Here is a 17,653-nt window from a genome sequence, read left to right on the forward strand (position 1 = left end):
TTCCGTTTGCTTCCTGCGCTCGACTTGCATGTATTAGGCACGCCGCCAGCGTTCGTCCTGAGCCAAGATCAAACTCTCTATAAAAGTTTTTTGTTTCTTAGCTTTCAGAAGTCAACTTCTGACTTATCCAATAAGAAAAACGAGGTTGTCTTTCTTCTTTCGTACTGGTTGTTTTGTTCAGTTTTCAAAGAGCAATTTTTATTTCTTCGCCTCAAGCAGCGACTCTATTAATATAACATAAAAGGAAGATTGTTGTCAACAACTTTTTTTATTTTATGTTACCTGAGCGCTCGCTCGAATCAGCAACGAAATTAACTTTACCATGTTGGAAATAGAAAGTCAACGGTTATTTTAAAATTTATTCAAAGTAAATTTTAAACCTTGTATATATCATTGCACGAAGGCGCCTATATTCATCTATACATCATTATATAGAACTTTAGGAAGTCCCCACATTTCAGTTTTTACACTCCCTACAAAAACAAGTAAAACACTATTTAATTAGTATTTCTCTTGTTTTTATAGAATAGATTACTTCTATTGTCTATCCACGAAGTCTTTTTTAAATACCCACATTAGGAGGCGAGCGCAGAAGCCCCTGCTCCACATGACAAGTTCGCAAGTAATTTCTCTTTCATAGAAATATAAATCATAAAACTAAAAAATTACTTATACCGCAATTTCATAAGAATTGCAGGATAAGTAATTGTCTATTCTTGCCACCTTCCGTTTGATATACCTTCAACATAGATCCTTTACCCTATACATTCTCTGAAACACATCAGGATTTTTAGTAGGAACTCGTTTCATATCAATAATGTCCTTCTCTTCTAAATAAGAAATAATGGCATGCAAGTCTAAAGTGTAATGTTCAATCTCCGGTAATGCTTTAATAGAAGCATAGGACCAATATTCATCTTTCTGGCGTAAGACATTTAACAAATGCGCTGAAGCAGATGCCGCTTTATGAAACATCACAAAATCCATTGCAATCAACATTAATTCTATTCTCTTCTCTAAATCCTCTGTACTATCCATTAATTTTTCATAAAGCTTGTACACTTCCAAATCAATGTTTTTCACCTGGTTCCATACAGTAACTTCTGGATAATAACCTTGATCAATGACAGATAGCCTTGCTAAATAATGCAGGGCATTTAAAATCTTGCTGTAGGAATCCATTACCTCTTTTGCTTCATATAATGCTTTCCCCTCGCTGAAATTTTTCAGCAGCTTTCCGAAATCAATCATCTTTCTAAGCGTACGCTTTTCTTCCGGAAAGGACTGGAGCTGGTCCTTCAAACCCATCACAAATTCATTTCTATCATATACTTTCCTTCCATAAATAACCCATTCTACCGCACGCCGATAACCGCTTGTGTCAATCCAATCCATTAAAATGGATCTAGATACCATATGCATAGCCACTTTCTGGCCATTCACTTCATAATGCTTCACATACCAATCCACTTCTTGGTTCTCAACAATAATAAGTAAAATACTATCAAATTCATCGGTGATTGGACGGTCAAATTGTGTTTTCTCTACAATCAGTATTCCTAATGTATTTGGATTGCTCGCATGTTCTTGATAGATTATTCTTAAAAAATTCTCCATGTAATGGTGCCTCCCTGTTCTACTTCTTCCAATTAACATAATTCGATATATCCTTTTCAAAATCCTCTTTTGTGCGAGATAGGAAAGGATAAAATTTACGAAGAAACAGTTTCGATTCCGCTAGTTTTAAAGACGATAAGAGTCAAAGAACACTTTCTAGTACCTGGGTTGACCCCAAATGTTTTCGGGGGAATGAGTTATTCCAACCCGAGGAGTAACTGCGCTTCCTCGTTAAAAGTCACAACGAAAGCGATAATTCTCACGCCTAAAATGCCAGCTAGCTAATCTCTCATTAATATTCATTCTTCTAATATTCTATGATATACTACAATTGTAACTTAAGGGGGATCTAAATGGCACAACAAGTAACGTATTCAAGTAAAATAAATAAAATTCGTACCTTTGCCTTAATCCTTGTATTCGCTGGTATTCTTATCATGTATGGCGGAATTATGGTTCGCCGTATAGAGTGGTTAATGCTCACCCTATTTATATTAGGTGTACTAATGATTATACTTAGCTGTGTAGTATACATATGGATTGGCACTTTATCTTTGAGGGCGGTTCCAGTCATATGCCCAAACTGTGAAAAGCCTACAAAAATGCTAGGTCGCGTAGATGCTTGTATGCATTGTAAAGAACCATTGACATTGGATAAAAATTTAGAGGGTAAAGAATTCGATGAACGGTTTAACAATCGTAAATTCCGTGAAGAAAATAAATAATGGAAGAAGTATCTTTCCGGAAAAGTTATTTGTACAAAATATGTTCAGAATTTGCTGGATTAAAAAACTTTTGTCCCAGCATCCTCTGATTACTCATTAATCTAGAAAAAGCACCATGCTCTACAGAAAGAATCTCTTTCATTCGAGGCATAGTGCTTTTTAACTCAACCAAAAAGATGATTAGACATAATACACGAGCCATGTTGCAGTACTATGTCTAATCATCTTTTTTATATTCATTATTTCCTTATTTTGCCGCCTGTTTCTCTTTACAAGCGTTACATGTACCGTAAACTTCCAGACGATGGTGGCTTACATCAAAACCTGTTACTTGCTCCGCTAGCGATTCAACTTCATCTAATGAAGGGTAATGAAAATCAACAATCTTTCCACATTGATTGCAAATGATATGATAATGATCTGATGTGTTACAATCAAACCTGCTTGAAGAATCTCCATACGTGAGTTCTCTTACTAGTCCAATATCCTTTAACACCCGCAAGTTATTATATACCGTTGCAACACTCATATTCGGAAATTTTCCTTCAAGTGCTTTATATATATCATCTGCAGTTGGGTGAACCATTGAATTAAGCAAATACTCTAGCACGGCGTGTCGTTGTGGTGTAATCCGGACGCCTGATTCTTTTAAAGTATCAATTGCTTGCCGTAATTTATCTTCAGACACCCTAAACACCTCTCTTCCCAATTAATAAAATTATTACATTATAATTCTTATAATTAGTTTATCGCCCTGTGTGCATAATGTCAATCATTCACGTACAAATCAAACATCGACGCGGAGGGGTTTTTCTTCTCCTCCTAGTTGCTGATTTACATACCTGGCAGCAACAAATAAATAATCCGATAGCCGGTTCAAATATGCGAAAACAAGCTTATTCTCCACTTCATCCTCTAATCCTATCGTTAAACGTTCCGCTCTTCTAGCAACTGTGCGCGCATGATGCAGCGCACTGGCTGCCCGATGTCCGGATGGCAGTATAAAATTCTTCAAGGGTTCAAGTGATGCATCCCACTCATCAATTTGCTTTTCCATCTCGTCAATATGCTTCTGCTGCAACTTCCAATAAACTTCCTTTCCTTGTGGCGTGGATAATTCTGCCCCAACGTGAAAAAGAATGGTCTGTACGCGGTATAATTGATCCAGAAAAGCAGCTTTTTCATTCCAATCTGTTTCTTCAATATAGCTTGTTGCAAGGCCGATACTCGAATTCACTTCATCACATGTACCATACGCTTCTACTCTTAAATGGTTTTTCGGTACACGTTGGCCGTAAACTAACGATGTCTGTCCTTTGTCGCCAGACCTTGTATAGATTCGCATGTTATTCCCCTCCTGTCGTAAAGATCTTAATTTACTTCATTTTCTTTCAAATAATTTAAAGCATCTAGTACATGGTCTTTCACCCGGACTTTACGGTACGCTTTCAAAAGCTTCCCTTCTTTATCTATAATAAATGTAGAGCGCTCAATACCATAATATTCTTTCCCAAAGTTTTTCTTCAACTTCCATACCCCAAATTGATCAGCTACCTGATGATCTTCATCTGAAAGTAAGGTAAACGGCAAGTCATGCTTATCAATAAATTTTTGATGGCGCGTTTCTGGGTCTGGGCTGATGCCGACAATGACCGCATCTAATTCCCTGAAGCTTTCATGATGATCTCGGAAATCACATGCCTCCGTCGTACAGCCAGGCGTCATATCCTTTGGGTAAAAATATAGGACCACGTATTTCCCTTCAAAATCAGATAAACTTACTTGTTCACCATCCTGATTTGGTAATGTAAAATCTTTAACTTTTGTTCCTAACTCGATTGACATCTTATCCCTCCATTTTATCTATCCTCTATCTTCAATATAGCATATCGCTGAGTCAGATTCATTTATCACTATCTCTGCTGCTGATTTGTACAACCTTTAAAACAAAAGCGGCAGGGAGTATATAGCCAATCAGAGCTTCCGAAATGGCAATAACTCTGCCTAATCCTACCGGTGCCAAATCGCCATATCCTATAGTTAACAATGTTACCCCGCTAAAATAAATGGAATGTACAATTGATCCCCAAATGGTTACTTCTCTGAGTTCACCATGCTCGACAAGCACAATCCCTTGGAAAGATAAAACAAAATAAATCAGCCCATAGCCAACCATCGTAATACAATACACAATCAACAGTGCTATAAATATTTCTAAAGAGAAATGCCCTTCTTTCATTTGTATAGGAGAAGGAAACGATTTATATTGAATAAAATCATAAATGCTTTTGCCAATTAAAAATATAATCATGATAAAAACGATCCAAGGGATTCCCATTCCACTTACTCCCTCCAAAAATGCCTTTTCTCTATGTCTATGCAGAAAGTGAAACAGTTTGTACAAGTTTTCCTTTCATTTTTTTGTTATATTAGTAACTAGGGTAAAAATAAACGCTAAAAGATGCTGTTCAAAAAGTCCGGTAAAAATGACATTTTGAGAAAAGGTACTATTCGGTCCTTTTTACCCTCCTTTTTGATCATACAGTAAAAGCATTGCTATTTATTTCTACCTTTCTTAAAAGAACTTGTACAAGTTATATGATTAAAATGCTTTGCAAGTCGGTTAGAACGAGGAGGAAACAAGATGAAATTTACACATTCTGAAAAGCTACATCAGGAAGCTTTACAACATATTGTTGGCGGGGTTAATTCTCCTTCCCGCTCTTATAAAGCTGTCGGCGGTGGATCGCCTGTATATATGAAAAGAGGACAAGGGGCCTATTTCTGGGACGTTGATGACAATAAATACATTGACTATTTAGCGGCATACGGTCCAATCATTACCGGGCATGCACATCCACATATTGCTAAAGCCATTGCTGAAGCAGCAACAACAGGTGTCCTTTACGGAACACCGACAGAACTTGAAAATACATTTGCGAAAATGCTTAAGGAAGCTATTCCTTCATTAGAAAGAGTTCGTTTTAATAATTCAGGTACGGAGGCTGTAATGACAACCATCCGTGTTGCACGCGCCTATACAAACCGAACAAAAATCATCAAATTTGCCGGCTGCTACCATGGACATTTTGATGCTGTATTAGTCGAAGCAGGCTCTGGTCCATCTACACTTGGCACACCTGACTCAGCAGGCGTTCCTGCTTCGAGTGCTTCTGAGGTGATTACCGTTCCATTTAATGATTTAGATGCATTTAAACAAGCATTGGCATCTTGGGAAGGGGAAATTGCAGCAGTACTCGTTGAGCCGATTGTTGGTAACTTCGGAATTGTTGAACCGTTTGAAGGGTTTTTAGAGGAGGTCAATGAACTTACTCACCGTGCAGGTGCCCTCGTCATTTATGATGAAGTTATTACCGCATTTCGTTTTACTTACGGAAGTGCACAGCAAGTCTATCATATCGAACCCGACTTAACAGCTATGGGTAAAATCATCGGCGGGGGTCTGCCTATTGGAGCTTATGGCGGACGAAAAGATATTATGGAGCAAGTTGCACCGCTTGGGCCAGCATATCAAGCTGGTACCATGTCAGGAAACCCGGCTTCGATGGCAGCAGGGATTGCTTGCTTAGAAGTATTACAACAAGAAGGTGTCTACGAAGAATTAGAACGTCTGGGAAAACGCCTGGAAGAAGGTATTTTAGAAAAAGCAAAAGAAAATGATATCCGTATTACAATCAATCGCCTTCGCGGAGCTTTAACCGTTTATTTTGGAGTCGATAAGGTAACAAATTATGCGGAGGCAGAAGCTTCCGATGGAGAAGCGTTTGCTACATTCTTCCAGCTAATGCTGAGAGAAGGCATTAATTTAGCTCCTTCTAAATATGAAGCATGGTTCTTAACAACAGAGCATACAGATTCTGATATCGAAAATACGATTGACGCTGTTGGCCGTGTGTTTGCAAAAATGGCAGAGAATCAATAATTTAATGATAATAAAAAGGCTTTTCTAAGAGACGGATAATCTCTAAGAAAAGCCTTTTTTAATTTTTATTTCAAATTCTATTCCGCTATTCATCCAAATTCTGAATTTGGTACAAATCATAATAATGTCCGCCGAGTTTCATTAACTCATCATGCGAACCTATTTCTACAATTTCCCCATTTTCCACAACCACAATGCGGTTTGCGTGGGTTATGGTTGCTAAACGATGGGCAACAATGAAAGTTGTTCTGTCAGAAGCAAGTTTCTCCAAGGTTTCTTGAATTAAATGTTCACTTTCTAAGTCAAGGGCGGATGTTGCTTCATCAAAGATAAGCACGGGAGGATTCTTCAAGAATACGCGTGCAATGGCAACCCGCTGCTTTTGCCCCCCGGATAATTTCACACCGCGCTCACCAACCATTGTTTCATACCCTTCTGGCATTGCTTCGATAAAGTCATGGGCATTCGCTGCTTTTGCTGCCCGAATAACTTCCTCTTTTGTGGCTTCTGGATTTCCCATTCGAATATTCGTCTCAATCGATTCTGAAAACAAAATATTATCTTGAAGCACCATCCCAATATTATCTCTTAAGGCACGGGCTTGCATATCACGTAAATCCATTCTATCTATTTCAATGGAACCGCCTGTAACATCATAGAAGCGGGGGATTAAACTAATCAATGTTGATTTTCCTCCGCCGCTCATACCTACAAAGGCTATTGTTTCCCCTTTTTCCACGTGAAGATTAATATCTTTTAATACCGCTTCTGCTTCCTCATCATATTGGAACGAAACATGATTAAAAGTGACTTTCCCTTGTAATCGCCCTGGATCTACCGCGTCTTCTTTATCTGTAATATCATACGGTTCATTCATCAACTCAAATACGCGGTCAATGGATGCAACGGATTGCACTAATGTAGTAGATGAATTAATCAACCGGCGCAAGGGACTATATACTCGCTCCATATATCCAACAAATGCTACCATTGTTCCGAGAGAGGTATTCCCCATAATGACCTGATAACCTGCAAAAGCAATCACTAAAAGCGGTGCTAAGTCTGTAATTGTATTTGTTACTGCAAAGGTTCTAGCATTCCAGTCTGTATGCTTTAAAGCGCGATTTAAGAAATGACTATTTCTTTTTTCAAATTGTTCGTCTTCATAATCTTCTAAGGCGAAGCTTCTTGTGACCGGTACACCTTGAATTCGTTCATGTAAATGTCCTTGAACTTCTGCTAAAGCTTGTGATCGCTCTCGCGTTAAACGGCGTAAACGTCCAAAAAAGTATTTGACCGACAGTCCGAAGAACGGGAATAAAATAATTGATACAAAGGTTAATGGCACATCCATGGTAAACATAATGATAATTGCGATTAAAATGGTCGTTAAATCTAACCAAATATTCATCAAACCTGTAATGACAAAATTTTTCGTTTGCTCTACATCATGTATTACCCGGGAAATAATTTCGCCAGTCTTTGTCTGTGAATAAAATTTCAGACTCAATTTTTGGAGATGATCGAATAATTTTCCTCTGATATCAAAAAGTATTTTATTTCCAACCCACTGTGCCAAATATTGGCGAATGTACTCCACAGGTGGCCGGACAATTAAAAATACGACAAAAGAAATACCCATTATCCAGAATAACCGTGTTATCTTTTCGGACTGGGTAAGGTCCTCTACTGTGACAATATCATCAATAACAAATTTCAATATTAAAGGCATCAATAGTGGAATACCAAATTTTATAACACCAATGAGTAATGTCCAGATTATTTTCCATTTATATGGTTTTACAAATTGCATGTACTGCTTCATACTGCTCATTTATCAACTTCCTCTGCTTCTAAACTAGCGCTCAAAATTTTCGTTACTTCCTATCCACTTTTATGGACAATTATAAATATAAAAAATCCTTGCTACTTGATCTCGTAACAAGGATACCCTTTAACGCATTCTTAATGCAATTAAATCGCTCAGGAACCGCCTTTTATGGTTTTCCATGACAAAACGGCACCTTTTTAGCTTAATGGTATGTTAAATACATCTCATACCAATCATCAACAAACCCTGGAGAAAAAGGCCCCTTTCCTTGGCGAATCCATTGAATTAAAATATCTAATTGCTGATAAAGAATATGATGAATTTCTTCCGGATATTTCATCAATGCTTTGTTTTCTTCATATTCATCTTCATCAAGAAGATTAAATGTCATATCCGGGAATACTTTCACATCTAAATCATAATCAATATATTTTAATGATTCATTTTCCTCATCGTAGACACATGGGGAACTTAGATTACAGTAATAATATATTCCGTCGTCTCGAAGCATCCCAATAATATTGAACCAATGTTTGGAGTCAAAATAACAAATGGCCGGTTCTCTCGTCATCCATGAATGGCCGTCACTTTCAATAACCTTCGTCCGATCATTGGCTCCAATTATAACACTTTCCGTCCCTTTTAATACGACACTATTTTTCCAGACTCTATGAAGTTGTCCATTATGTTTATAACTTTGTATCATCATTTTTGAACCAGCGTTTGGAGAAACCATCTTAAATCTCCCTCTCCATTTTCATACAGTGATTTACGAATTATATTTTATTATAAGCCTTCAGCTATAAAAGTTAAAGGATAACTCCTTTTTAATTGAAATCCTGCGTATGATATGGAGTAAAAAGGTCTATTTACGTGAAGACTACATTTGTATGTAATTATTAAAAAGTCCTTTTCGACAAATAAGTAAAAGGGTTTCCGCATTTGGAAACCCTTTTTTTGGTAAAACAGATGTTATTGTTTGTTTTGTTCTGATTGTTGGTTTTGCTTTTTCACTTCTTGTACATCTGTTTCAGAAGCAAACTCAGTACCATATTGACCTTGAGCTGCTGCCTGATTTTGTTTTCTCACTTGCTGTGCATTTGTTTTTGCAGGATTTTGTTGGTTGTTTTGTTTTTTAGCCATCAATATCACCTCCGCAATAATTAATGTTTCCCGAAGCACATGTCTTTATCCAAACTTTTTAAAGAAAAATTTTCAACATGCTAATGAACGGGCGAACAATGGTGTGCAGACGATGGTTTAATGGTGTATATTTTTTTACAAGATCATCATTGGCTGATTAAATTTTGCTGAATTGCTTCATTTTCCTTCCAAAAATGGAATCATTTTTTGATGAGAAACTGGGAAAGGATAGCTTTTCATTTCTTCCAAGGAAACAAATTCCAACCGTTTATCCTCCAACGATTCATGTTTTGTTATTGCTTTTCGTACATCTAAATTCCAAATTATATGGGAAAAAACATGTTTAATGGAGGTGCATGATTCCTTTATTTCTACGTCTAATCCATAATTTTCTCTAAGCCATTGCTCCCAATCCTGTTTCACAATTTTATCCGCAGGGATCATTGGAAACTGCCATAAACCTGCTAATAAGCCGGTATCAGGTCTTTTTTCAATAACATACTTACCTTGCTTATTTTGGATAAGTAACGCAACATAGGATTTCTTTTGTTGTTTCTTTGCCTTCTTTTTAATAGGTAGTCTTTCTTGAATCCCTTCAGCGTATGCCTGGCAATGTTCCATCACAGGACAAAACATACACAGCGGTTGCTTTGGCGTACAAATCGTTGCACCTAAATCCATGATTGCCTGGTTAAAGGAGGACGGATCTTCCTTTGAGATTATTTCTCCTACATAGTATTCAAATAATTTTTTCGTTGAGGTTTGGGTAATATCTTCTTCAATATGTAATACACGGGAAAAAACGCGCATCACGTTGCCATCTACCGCCGGAACCGGCTGGTTAAAAGCAATAGAAAGGATTGCTCCTTTTGTATAAGGACCTATTCCTTTTAAATCTCCAAGTTCCTTTGGATTATCGGGAATCTTTCCATCATAGGACTCAACCACCTCACGAACAGCAGATTGTAAATTTCTTGCACGGGAATAATAACCTAGTCCTTCCCATTGTTTTAGAACTTCTTGCTCGTCTGCTTCAGCTAATTTATATACGGTTGGATATTTCTCCATAAACCGATTAAAATAAGGGATAACCGTATCTACTTTGGTTTGTTGGAGCATTATTTCCGATACCCAGACGCGGTAAGCGTTATTGTTTTCACGCCAAGGTAAATCACGCTTATTTTCCTCATACCATTGGAGTAAATCTTCTTGAAAAGCCAAAATATTTATATTTTCAAGTCTTTTATCGTTCATGTTTTCACATCCTATGTGTTAAAATAATAGTGGAGTGCTTTTACGGAAGCAACTTAAGGAGGATATATAACTATGGATACTGGCACGCATATAGTTATGGGTGTTGCGCTTGGCGGTTTAGCAACACTAGATCCCAATGTGCAAAGTAATCCCACACTATTCCATGCTGTATTAGTTGGGACAGTGGTTGGATCCCACGCTCCAGATTTTGATACTGTATTTAAATTAAAAAATAATGCAACATATATAAGACAGCATCGAGGAGCATCTCATTCTCTCCCTGCTATTCTTATGTGGAGCCTCCTTGTATCTGGAGCAATTTATTTATTTGTTCCTCAAGTAAGTTATTTGACACTTTGGCTCTGGACATTATTAGCTGTGTGTATTCATGTATTTGTTGATTTATTCAATGCATACGGTACACAAGCATTTCGGCCATTTACAAAGAAATGGATTGCAAAAGGATTTATTAATACGTTTGATCCGTACATTTTTTCCCTTAATGTCGCTGGCATTGCAGCCTGGGCATTAGGCGCAAATCCAGGATATACTTGGATTATTATTTATACAGTCATTGTACTATATTACATCAAACGGTATATGGACAAAAGGGAAATCGTGAAGAAAATCAAAGAATATTTCCCTGATACAGAGACTGTTGCTACGTCCCCTACGATCAAACAAAATTACTGGCGTGTCGCAATTACTACAAGTGACCGTTATTATGTAGGCAGCGTTGAGAATCGTCATATTGAGATAGTTGATGAATTTTATCGTGTGCCTTTGCCTGATACAGCTGTGGTAAACGCTGCTATAAAAGATAAAAACATCGCATCATTTTTAAATTTTTCTCCTGTGTATCGCTGGGAGATGAATACGGATGAAAATAATGTAACCGAAGTTCGTTTTATTGATTTACGCTACCGCAGCAAAGGATTTTATCCATTTGTTGCCGTTGTGAAGCTAGATCAAAATCTGGAAGTAATTACTTCTTACACTGGTTGGATTTTCTCAGAACAAAAGCTTCAAAATAAATTAGTTCCAAGTGACTCAACCCCATAATTTTATTAAGTGCAAAAACAACAACTCAGAAGAAGCATCCCTTCCTCTGAGTTGTTGTTATGCTTAGCTCGCCTTTTTCCCTAACAAGGAAATTGGCAAGGCTTCTAAATTCTCACTTACTTCATCCAATAAGTCAATCCGATAGCCCCATGCAAATACGCCATTAATATAAGAAATTTGAAATTTATAACCTGACTCCATTTTGAGATGATAAATTTCATCCTTTGCAAAATCATCTGGACTCATTGTATAAGCAAGCGCTACTTGCATCTTCCGTTCACAAATTTGCACCTCAGATATATTACCAAGCTGCTCCGCTTTTTGGGCTTGCTCCTTTAATTTACCAATTTCTTGATGTAATTGCTCAATCGAATAATCACTGTAACGAAATTTCATTCTTCTCCCCCCACTTGATATCTATTATACCAAATTAATCAAATGCACCCTATAAAGTAAGTTCAAAAAATCTAACGAAAATAAAACATCAGAGAAAGGAACTTCTACTAAGACTTCCTACAGCTTAGGTTGTGGCTTCTCGCCCCGCCGAAAAGAACGATATATTTACAAATTATTTAGATTTTTATATAATATAGAGAATATTATATAAAAAATTAAATTTAGTTTACAAGATTGTACAATAACAATATCTATAATGATAGGGAGCCCTTTAAAGTTATCGCGAACCCCACCAGTTAGGTTAAGACATCATCCGCCCATTGCGAGCGAGCATAACAAAGAAATATTAGATGAATCAAAAGCAATGAAAGACAAGGAGATGAATTAAATGAACTTTGATTTTTCTGAAGAACAAAAAATGTTGCGTCAAACAGTTAAAAGCTTTACTGATAAAGAGATTTTGCCATTTATTAATGAATGGGATCGTGAGGGGGAATTTGATCCTGCTATTATCGGGAAGCTTGCTAAATTAGGATTGATGGGAGTATGTATTCCTGAAGAATATGGTGGCAGTGGAATGGACTATAATTCGTTGGCTATTGTTTGTGAAGAATTAGAGTATGGTGATACAACCTTTCGTACTGCAGTATCGGTGCACACTGGTCTTAACAGTATGACTCTATTACAATGGGGAACGGAGGAGCAAAAAAGAAAATACCTGGTCCCCCAAGCAAAAGGAGAAAAAATTGGCGCTTTTGGACTGACAGAACCCGCAGCAGGATCCGATGTGGCCTCCATGCAGGCTACTGCAGTAAAAGAAGGAGATTATTATATATTAAATGGGCAAAAAACATGGATTTCTTTATGTGATACAGCTGATAACTTCCTTGTTTTTGCTTATACAGGTGAGAAATCGGAAAGACATAAAGGGATTTCAGCCTTTATTGTTGAACGCACATGGGAAGGCTTTTCCTCAAAAGCAATCAAAGGAAAACACGGTATACGCTCCGGTAATACAGGGAAGCTATTTTTTGAAAATGTTAAAGTACCGAAAGAAAACCTGCTTGGTGAAGAAGGGGAAGGCTTTAAAATTGCTATGGCTGCACTAGATAACGGAAGGTTTACAGTAGCAGCGGGAGCAGTTGGCCAAATTGCAGCATGTCTGGATGCAAGCGTAAAATACTGTCACGAAAGAGAAACCTTTGGAAAGAAAATCGGAAGACATCAACTTGTCCAGCAGATGATTGCCAAAATGGAAGCTAGTCTACAGATGAGTCGATTGCTTGTTTATCGTGCTGGAGAATTAAAAAATCAAGGAAAAAGAAATACAAGAGAAACATCACTTGCAAAATGGCAAGCTTGCGACTTTGCTAATCAGGCAGCCGATGACGCTGTTCAAATACATGGTGCATATGGTTATTCAGATGAATATCCAGTGGAAAGGTATCTGCGAAACTCAAGAGCACCGGTTATTTATGAAGGTACCCGTGAAATTCATACCATTATGCAAGCTGAATATGTTTTAGGATATCGTGAAGATAGAGAACTTAATAAAACGCTGCCAGCTTGGGATGGAAACGGACAGTAACTTACCAATCACTGAAGCATCAAGCAGCAATCTGCAATTGAGATGCTGCTTGACTTTATATTCTTTGCCTCTTTTATAAGTGCAATTTCAAAGGTAAAGAGTCCCCTTTTTTCATCGTGCAAAGTCAATGCTCAAAACACATGTTATGTACTGGAATCCACACTGACTTGGCCGATTTTTTTGTAGGGTGAGTAATCATGCCCTAGAATTAAACTGACTCCCCCCTTTTGAACATGAACCTATATTTCATCCCTGTTTTCAATATGCTCATCCACAAATTGCTGGATCATATCAAAGTGGAATCCTTTTTTATACAATCCTTCCATCACTTTTTGCTTTAACTGAAACCCCTCATGTTTCTTTACATGCTTTTGAAATAATTTTTCACCTTGAAATTTCAATGCTTTCCATTCCTGATCCACATTCTCTTCTTGATCCATTGTCTGTATGGCAGAAAAAACCAGCTGCTGATCAAACCCTTTTTGAAGAATCATGTTCTTCGCTTGATTCAATTGTTTTTGAAAAGAATCTTTCGAAGTCGATTTTATTTTTTTCGAGAGTAATTTTTGGATTTTTTCCTTTTGCTGTGCTGGTGTGTATTGTTCCAGAGCATTTTCAGCAATTTGTCCTTCGATTCCCTTTTCATATAACTCTTGGCGAATTAATTTTGGTCCTTTTGAACTTGAATTCATACGCGAGCGCACAAACATATCTGCAAACTGCTGATCATCGATTAATTTTTCTTTCGCTAACCTCTTCATAATTTCAGCAATCTGTTCATCATCAATTTCTTTTTTCTTCAAATATGTCACAACTTCTTTTTCTGAACGTATTCGATAGCTTAAAAAGTGTATAGTAAGGGTATATACTTTATGGAGATTATCTTGTTTTTTTAGTGTTTCAATGAATTCCTTATCCAACTCCATGCCTTTTTCTAATCGGAATTTGATAAGGATATCCTCGTCAACACTAAAGCCATATTCATCACCATTTTCTGTACTTAAAAATATATTATACCGATGTTTATGTTTTTTCTGGGTCGTAATACGAGTAATTTTTCTCAACGTCCTTCACCTCTCTTTTCATCATAGCAAAAATACGCATAGAAATATATTCTAAGTGTGTATGCAAAAGGTATAGAGGTTCCTTTTTTGACGCGTCCATTTTTGTTTTTTGAACATTATTTCTAAGGAGGTTTCTAAACAATGAATATACTAATCAGCGGCGGCACTGGTTTTTTAGGAAGTAAACTAGCAGCACACCTCTTAAGCCTCAACCATAAATTATATATCTTGACCCGCAATCCAGAAACACAGGCAAACACATCGCATATGACTTTTGTCGATTACGATACAACTGCAGCTGAGCTGCCTCGTATCGATGCTGTGATTAATTTAGCCGGTGAATCCTTATTAGGTTATTGGACGAAAAAAAAGAAGGAAGCCATACTGACAAGTCGCCTCCGCGTCACCAAATACTTAGTTCAGCTCATGAAAGATATGAAAACTAAACCAGATGTATTTATCAGTGGATCTGCTGTTGGTTATTATGGCATGTCCGAGGATTTTATTTTCACGGAGGCCACAACACAACCTGGCAATGATTTTTTAGCTTCGGTAGCGAGACAATGGGAAATAGAAGCAAGTGAGGCAGAAAAACTAGGTATCCGAACGATTTATGCCAGGTTTGGCGTCTTACTTGGCAGAGATGGCGGTGCGTTTCCGCTTATGTCACTTCCTATTAAATGCTATGCAGGTGGAAATATCGGTGAAGGCGAACAATGGCTCTCCTGGATTCATGTAAATGATGCCGTAAAATTAATCACCTTTTGCTTGGAAAATCATATTCTAAAAGGGCCGATTAATGTAACTGCTCCTAATCCTAAACGGAATAAAGACTTTATGAAAAAAGCAGCCCAAGTTTATGAACGGCCAAATTGGTTTCATATACCTGCTCTGCTCTTCTATCTTGCTTTAGGAGAAATGGCACAGCTCCTTACAAAGGGGCAATATGCTTATCCACAAAAAGCGCTCGATTACGGCTTTACGTACGATTTGGGATACCTCGATCAAGCTATAGAGAATATCAAAAATCCTTCACAGGAGCTTCCAAGCGAACGGAAATAAATTTACAATTATTTCTATTAACGAATGCTTGATTTTTGCTAAATAAATTGTAAAATAGAGCTACGAAATCGATAAATAAAAATATATTTGAAAAGAGCTGGTTAGCAATATTTCCATTGCATATATGAAGATTGAATTAAATAGGGAAGGCAAATGGTGCGCCACCAGGGTTTCCTGGTTCTAGTGGGTTCGATTCCCACCCCGAATTTTTGTTTCAATGCTACTTTTAAAATGAAAATTCGAGGGTGGGCGACTCCTAAATTGCGTTTTTTTCTGCATTTATGATCCCCACCTGGAAAAAGGAGGGCATTTTTTATGCTAAAAATACGCGATTTGAATGAAGTACCCATGCTATTTGAACTTATGATTGACCCTGAGGTGTTCCCTTTTGTCAGACAAAAAGCAACAACGGTGGATGAATTTTACTTTTTAACGAAACAAACTCTCGAAGCAGAAGAACGTGGCGAATTGATCTCTAGAACCATTCTAGATGAATATCAGCACCCAATTGGCACAATTAACCTTTTTGATATTGAAGATAACTACGGTTTTTTGGCTACATGGATTGGCAAACCTTACTTTGGGAAAGGTTATAATCGCTTAGCAAAAGATGCCTTCTTCCAGGAGCTATTTACAACCAAAGGGATTGACGGAATTTTTATGAAAGTACGCAAAAATAACCAACGTTCGCAAAAAGCTGTATTAAAGCTGCCATACGTCACTTTTGCAAATGATTTGTACGAAACAATGTACCACCGTGTAAATTCAAATCCAGACGAACCAATGTACGACTTGTTTGTCATTTCAAAAGAACATTTTCTATCCTATCAGCAATTTCAGTCAGAAACAGACGTTAATTCTGATGAGGAAGTATCATAAATAGTATATCCATAACACTAAAAGAGCCTTAAGAAATCTAAACTAAGTTTCTTAAGGCTCTTCATATTATATTAGTATGATATCGCTTTTGCAGTTAAAATGTATATTTATCCCGCTCCCTCCTCCACAAATTTTTGGATTGGATTCATTTTGGGATTGACGATGAGGGAATCCCCATCTGTTTCAACAGTAATACTATCCAAAGCAGCAGTGGAATAAATAAGCGCATTTATTTTGTTTAAATGGTCAATAACACGAGGAACAGGATGACCGTAATTATTATCTTTGCTATAGGTCAGAATAGCAATTTCAGGATCTACCGCTTTCAAAAAGGACATAGCAGAACTTGTATTGGAACCATGATGGCCTATTTTAATCAAATCAGCATGCACATCGTACTTTTTTTGTATCGCCTTTTCCTCTTTCTTCCCGACGTCTCCCATAAAAAGCATATCTGTTTCGCCATAGGTCAACTTAAGGACAAGTGATGAGGCATTGGGAGAAGTTAACGGTTGTGCTGCATTCCAAATTTCAAAGGAAACCATCGGATCTATTTCAATCGGCGTATCTTTTTCAGCAATTGTAATTGGTATTTCTAAATCACGAATCCGATTCATGTACGTAGCAAAGGTCTTCGTTGGATGCAGTTTTCCTGTATCAATCACTCTTCCTACCTCCATTTTTTTTAGTACTTTTACTAAGCCGCCGATATGATCGATATCTGGATGCGTTGCAACAAGTAAATCAATTTCATTAATACGCCGCTCTTTTAAATATTTAACAACGGCATCCCCCGCTCGAGGAGGACCACCATCAATTAAAATAGTCCGTTCTAAAGGCGTCTCAATTAAAATGCTGTCTCCTTGACCAACATTTATAAAATGCACCTTCATGGATGGCATTTCCTGCTTTGCATGAATAGGTGCCGGGTTATAAAAATGGATAACTGCAAGCATCAATAAAAAAATAAAACCTCTATTCCACAAACTCCAAACACCTCCCCTTCCTTTTTCATTAGTGTAAACAAAATGAAAGTACAGTATGAGGAAAGATGATTGGTAATTGTTGAAAAGAGAGGCTTATGGGAAT

General features: G+C 37.3%; 18 protein-coding genes and 1 rRNA gene. 6 read left to right on the forward strand and 13 right to left on the reverse strand.

From position 1 onward, the window contains the following. A 16S ribosomal RNA gene (locus KI343_RS17195) occupies positions 1-84 on the reverse strand; the annotation flags it as partial. A 657-nt stretch (positions 85-741) separates the two neighbouring features. After that, a complete protein-coding gene (locus tag KI343_RS17200) occupies positions 742-1,617 on the reverse strand; it encodes a nucleotidyltransferase-like protein (protein WP_212927652.1) in 876 nt (291 codons plus the stop codon). 353 nt (positions 1,618-1,970) lie between these two features. Between KI343_RS17200 and KI343_RS17205 the strand changes: the two genes are divergently transcribed. Further along, complete coding sequence (locus KI343_RS17205; protein WP_212927653.1) at positions 1,971-2,342, forward strand: YgzB family protein; 372 nt, start codon at positions 1,971-1,973, stop codon at positions 2,340-2,342. A gap of 247 nt (positions 2,343-2,589) precedes the next feature. On the opposite strand, the gene perR is transcribed toward KI343_RS17205, so the two are convergent. The 4 genes from perR to KI343_RS17225 all read right to left on the reverse strand — a co-directional run bounded on the left by perR (position 2,590) and on the right by KI343_RS17225 (position 4,680). Next, complete coding sequence (perR, locus tag KI343_RS17210; RefSeq protein WP_212927654.1) at positions 2,590-3,030, reverse strand: peroxide-responsive transcriptional repressor PerR; 441 nt, start codon at positions 3,028-3,030, stop codon at positions 2,590-2,592. Between the two features lie 99 nt (positions 3,031-3,129). After that, on the reverse strand, positions 3,130-3,687 hold the full coding sequence (locus tag KI343_RS17215; protein WP_212927655.1) for a cob(I)yrinic acid a,c-diamide adenosyltransferase: 558 nt from the start codon (positions 3,685-3,687) through the stop codon (positions 3,130-3,132). Positions 3,688-3,713: 26 nt separating this feature from the next. Then, the gene (gene bcp / locus KI343_RS17220) at positions 3,714-4,187 is read right to left on the reverse strand and encodes a thioredoxin-dependent thiol peroxidase (RefSeq protein WP_212927656.1); all 474 of its coding nucleotides are present in this window, start codon (positions 4,185-4,187) and stop codon (positions 3,714-3,716) included. A 58-nt stretch (positions 4,188-4,245) separates the two neighbouring features. After that, on the reverse strand, positions 4,246-4,680 hold the full coding sequence (locus tag KI343_RS17225; RefSeq protein WP_212927657.1) for a potassium channel family protein: 435 nt from the start codon (positions 4,678-4,680) through the stop codon (positions 4,246-4,248). 306 nt (positions 4,681-4,986) lie between these two features. Between KI343_RS17225 and KI343_RS17230 the strand changes: the two genes are divergently transcribed. Further along, a complete protein-coding gene (locus tag KI343_RS17230; protein ID WP_212927658.1) occupies positions 4,987-6,285 on the forward strand; it encodes a glutamate-1-semialdehyde 2,1-aminomutase in 1,299 nt (432 codons plus the stop codon). 85 nt (positions 6,286-6,370) lie between these two features. Here the strand turns inward: KI343_RS17230 and KI343_RS17235 are convergent, their stop codons facing one another. From KI343_RS17235 to mutY, 4 genes are all read right to left on the reverse strand, one after another. After that, complete coding sequence (locus KI343_RS17235) at positions 6,371-8,119, reverse strand: ABC transporter ATP-binding protein (RefSeq protein ID WP_212927659.1); 1,749 nt, start codon at positions 8,117-8,119, stop codon at positions 6,371-6,373. Positions 8,120-8,318: 199 nt separating this feature from the next. After that, on the reverse strand, positions 8,319-8,852 hold the full coding sequence (gene ntdP, locus KI343_RS17240; protein WP_212927660.1) for a nucleoside tri-diphosphate phosphatase: 534 nt from the start codon (positions 8,850-8,852) through the stop codon (positions 8,319-8,321). Positions 8,853-9,088: 236 nt separating this feature from the next. Beyond that, positions 9,089-9,259, reverse strand: coding sequence for a gamma-type small acid-soluble spore protein (locus KI343_RS17245; protein ID WP_212927661.1), 171 nt, complete (start codon positions 9,257-9,259; stop codon positions 9,089-9,091). A 177-nt stretch (positions 9,260-9,436) separates the two neighbouring features. Beyond that, the gene (mutY, locus tag KI343_RS17250; RefSeq protein ID WP_212927662.1) at positions 9,437-10,513 is read right to left on the reverse strand and encodes an A/G-specific adenine glycosylase; all 1,077 of its coding nucleotides are present in this window, start codon (positions 10,511-10,513) and stop codon (positions 9,437-9,439) included. A 72-nt stretch (positions 10,514-10,585) separates the two neighbouring features. Here mutY and KI343_RS17255 point away from each other — a divergent pair, with 72 nt between their 5' ends. After that, positions 10,586-11,575: a metal-dependent hydrolase gene (locus tag KI343_RS17255; RefSeq protein ID WP_212927663.1), complete on the forward strand. Its 990-nt coding sequence runs from the start codon at positions 10,586-10,588 to the stop codon at positions 11,573-11,575. Positions 11,576-11,638: 63 nt separating this feature from the next. Here KI343_RS17255 and KI343_RS17260 read toward each other — a convergent pair whose 3' ends face one another. Continuing rightward, positions 11,639-11,971, reverse strand: a complete 333-nt coding sequence (locus tag KI343_RS17260) for a YfhH family protein (protein WP_212927664.1) — start codon at positions 11,969-11,971, stop codon at positions 11,639-11,641. 388 nt (positions 11,972-12,359) lie between these two features. Here KI343_RS17260 and KI343_RS17265 point away from each other — a divergent pair, with 388 nt between their 5' ends. After that, the gene (locus tag KI343_RS17265; RefSeq protein ID WP_212927665.1) at positions 12,360-13,559 is read left to right on the forward strand and encodes an acyl-CoA dehydrogenase family protein; all 1,200 of its coding nucleotides are present in this window, start codon (positions 12,360-12,362) and stop codon (positions 13,557-13,559) included. Between the two features lie 239 nt (positions 13,560-13,798). On the opposite strand, the gene recX is transcribed toward KI343_RS17265, so the two are convergent. Then, positions 13,799-14,623: a recombination regulator RecX gene (gene recX / locus KI343_RS17270; RefSeq protein WP_212927666.1), complete on the reverse strand. Its 825-nt coding sequence runs from the start codon at positions 14,621-14,623 to the stop codon at positions 13,799-13,801. A gap of 141 nt (positions 14,624-14,764) precedes the next feature. Between recX and KI343_RS17275 the strand changes: the two genes are divergently transcribed. After that, the gene (locus KI343_RS17275; RefSeq protein ID WP_212927667.1) at positions 14,765-15,685 is read left to right on the forward strand and encodes a TIGR01777 family oxidoreductase; all 921 of its coding nucleotides are present in this window, start codon (positions 14,765-14,767) and stop codon (positions 15,683-15,685) included. A gap of 315 nt (positions 15,686-16,000) precedes the next feature. Further along, a complete protein-coding gene (locus KI343_RS17280; protein WP_212927668.1) occupies positions 16,001-16,564 on the forward strand; it encodes a GNAT family N-acetyltransferase in 564 nt (187 codons plus the stop codon). Between the two features lie 107 nt (positions 16,565-16,671). On the opposite strand, the gene KI343_RS17285 is transcribed toward KI343_RS17280, so the two are convergent. Next, complete coding sequence (locus tag KI343_RS17285) at positions 16,672-17,550, reverse strand: ComEC/Rec2 family competence protein (RefSeq protein WP_244857075.1); 879 nt, start codon at positions 17,548-17,550, stop codon at positions 16,672-16,674. Positions 17,551-17,653: the final 103 nt, after the last annotated feature.

The sequence above is a fragment of the Oceanobacillus sp. J11TS1 genome (assembly GCF_018333215.1).
Taxonomy (GTDB): Bacteria; Bacillota; Bacilli; order Bacillales; family Amphibacillaceae; genus Oceanobacillus.

What these genes read in the sequence shown, in the direction of transcription:
- KI343_RS17230 (WP_212927658.1), top strand. Translation starts at nt 4,987, where the DNA reads ATGAAATTTACACATTCTGAAAAGCTACATCAGGAAGCTTTACAACAT.
- bcp (WP_212927656.1), bottom strand. Translation starts at nt 4,187, where the DNA reads ATGTCAATCGAGTTAGGAACAAAAGTTAAAGATTTTACATTACCAAAT.
- KI343_RS17225 (WP_212927657.1), bottom strand. Translation starts at nt 4,680, where the DNA reads ATGGGAATCCCTTGGATCGTTTTTATCATGATTATATTTTTAATTGGC.
- KI343_RS17265 (WP_212927665.1), top strand. Translation starts at nt 12,360, where the DNA reads ATGAACTTTGATTTTTCTGAAGAACAAAAAATGTTGCGTCAAACAGTT.
- KI343_RS17235 (WP_212927659.1), bottom strand. Translation starts at nt 8,119, where the DNA reads ATGAGCAGTATGAAGCAGTACATGCAATTTGTAAAACCATATAAATGG.
- KI343_RS17245 (WP_212927661.1), bottom strand. Translation starts at nt 9,259, where the DNA reads ATGGCTAAAAAACAAAACAACCAACAAAATCCTGCAAAAACAAATGCA.
- KI343_RS17280 (WP_212927668.1), top strand. Translation starts at nt 16,001, where the DNA reads ATGCTAAAAATACGCGATTTGAATGAAGTACCCATGCTATTTGAACTT.
- KI343_RS17200 (WP_212927652.1), bottom strand. Translation starts at nt 1,617, where the DNA reads ATGGAGAATTTTTTAAGAATAATCTATCAAGAACATGCGAGCAATCCA.
- KI343_RS17275 (WP_212927667.1), top strand. Translation starts at nt 14,765, where the DNA reads ATGAATATACTAATCAGCGGCGGCACTGGTTTTTTAGGAAGTAAACTA.
- KI343_RS17255 (WP_212927663.1), top strand. Translation starts at nt 10,586, where the DNA reads ATGGATACTGGCACGCATATAGTTATGGGTGTTGCGCTTGGCGGTTTA.
- KI343_RS17205 (WP_212927653.1), top strand. Translation starts at nt 1,971, where the DNA reads ATGGCACAACAAGTAACGTATTCAAGTAAAATAAATAAAATTCGTACC.
- KI343_RS17215 (WP_212927655.1), bottom strand. Translation starts at nt 3,687, where the DNA reads ATGCGAATCTATACAAGGTCTGGCGACAAAGGACAGACATCGTTAGTT.
- ntdP (WP_212927660.1), bottom strand. Translation starts at nt 8,852, where the DNA reads ATGGTTTCTCCAAACGCTGGTTCAAAAATGATGATACAAAGTTATAAA.
- KI343_RS17260 (WP_212927664.1), bottom strand. Translation starts at nt 11,971, where the DNA reads ATGAAATTTCGTTACAGTGATTATTCGATTGAGCAATTACATCAAGAA.
- mutY (WP_212927662.1), bottom strand. Translation starts at nt 10,513, where the DNA reads ATGAACGATAAAAGACTTGAAAATATAAATATTTTGGCTTTTCAAGAA.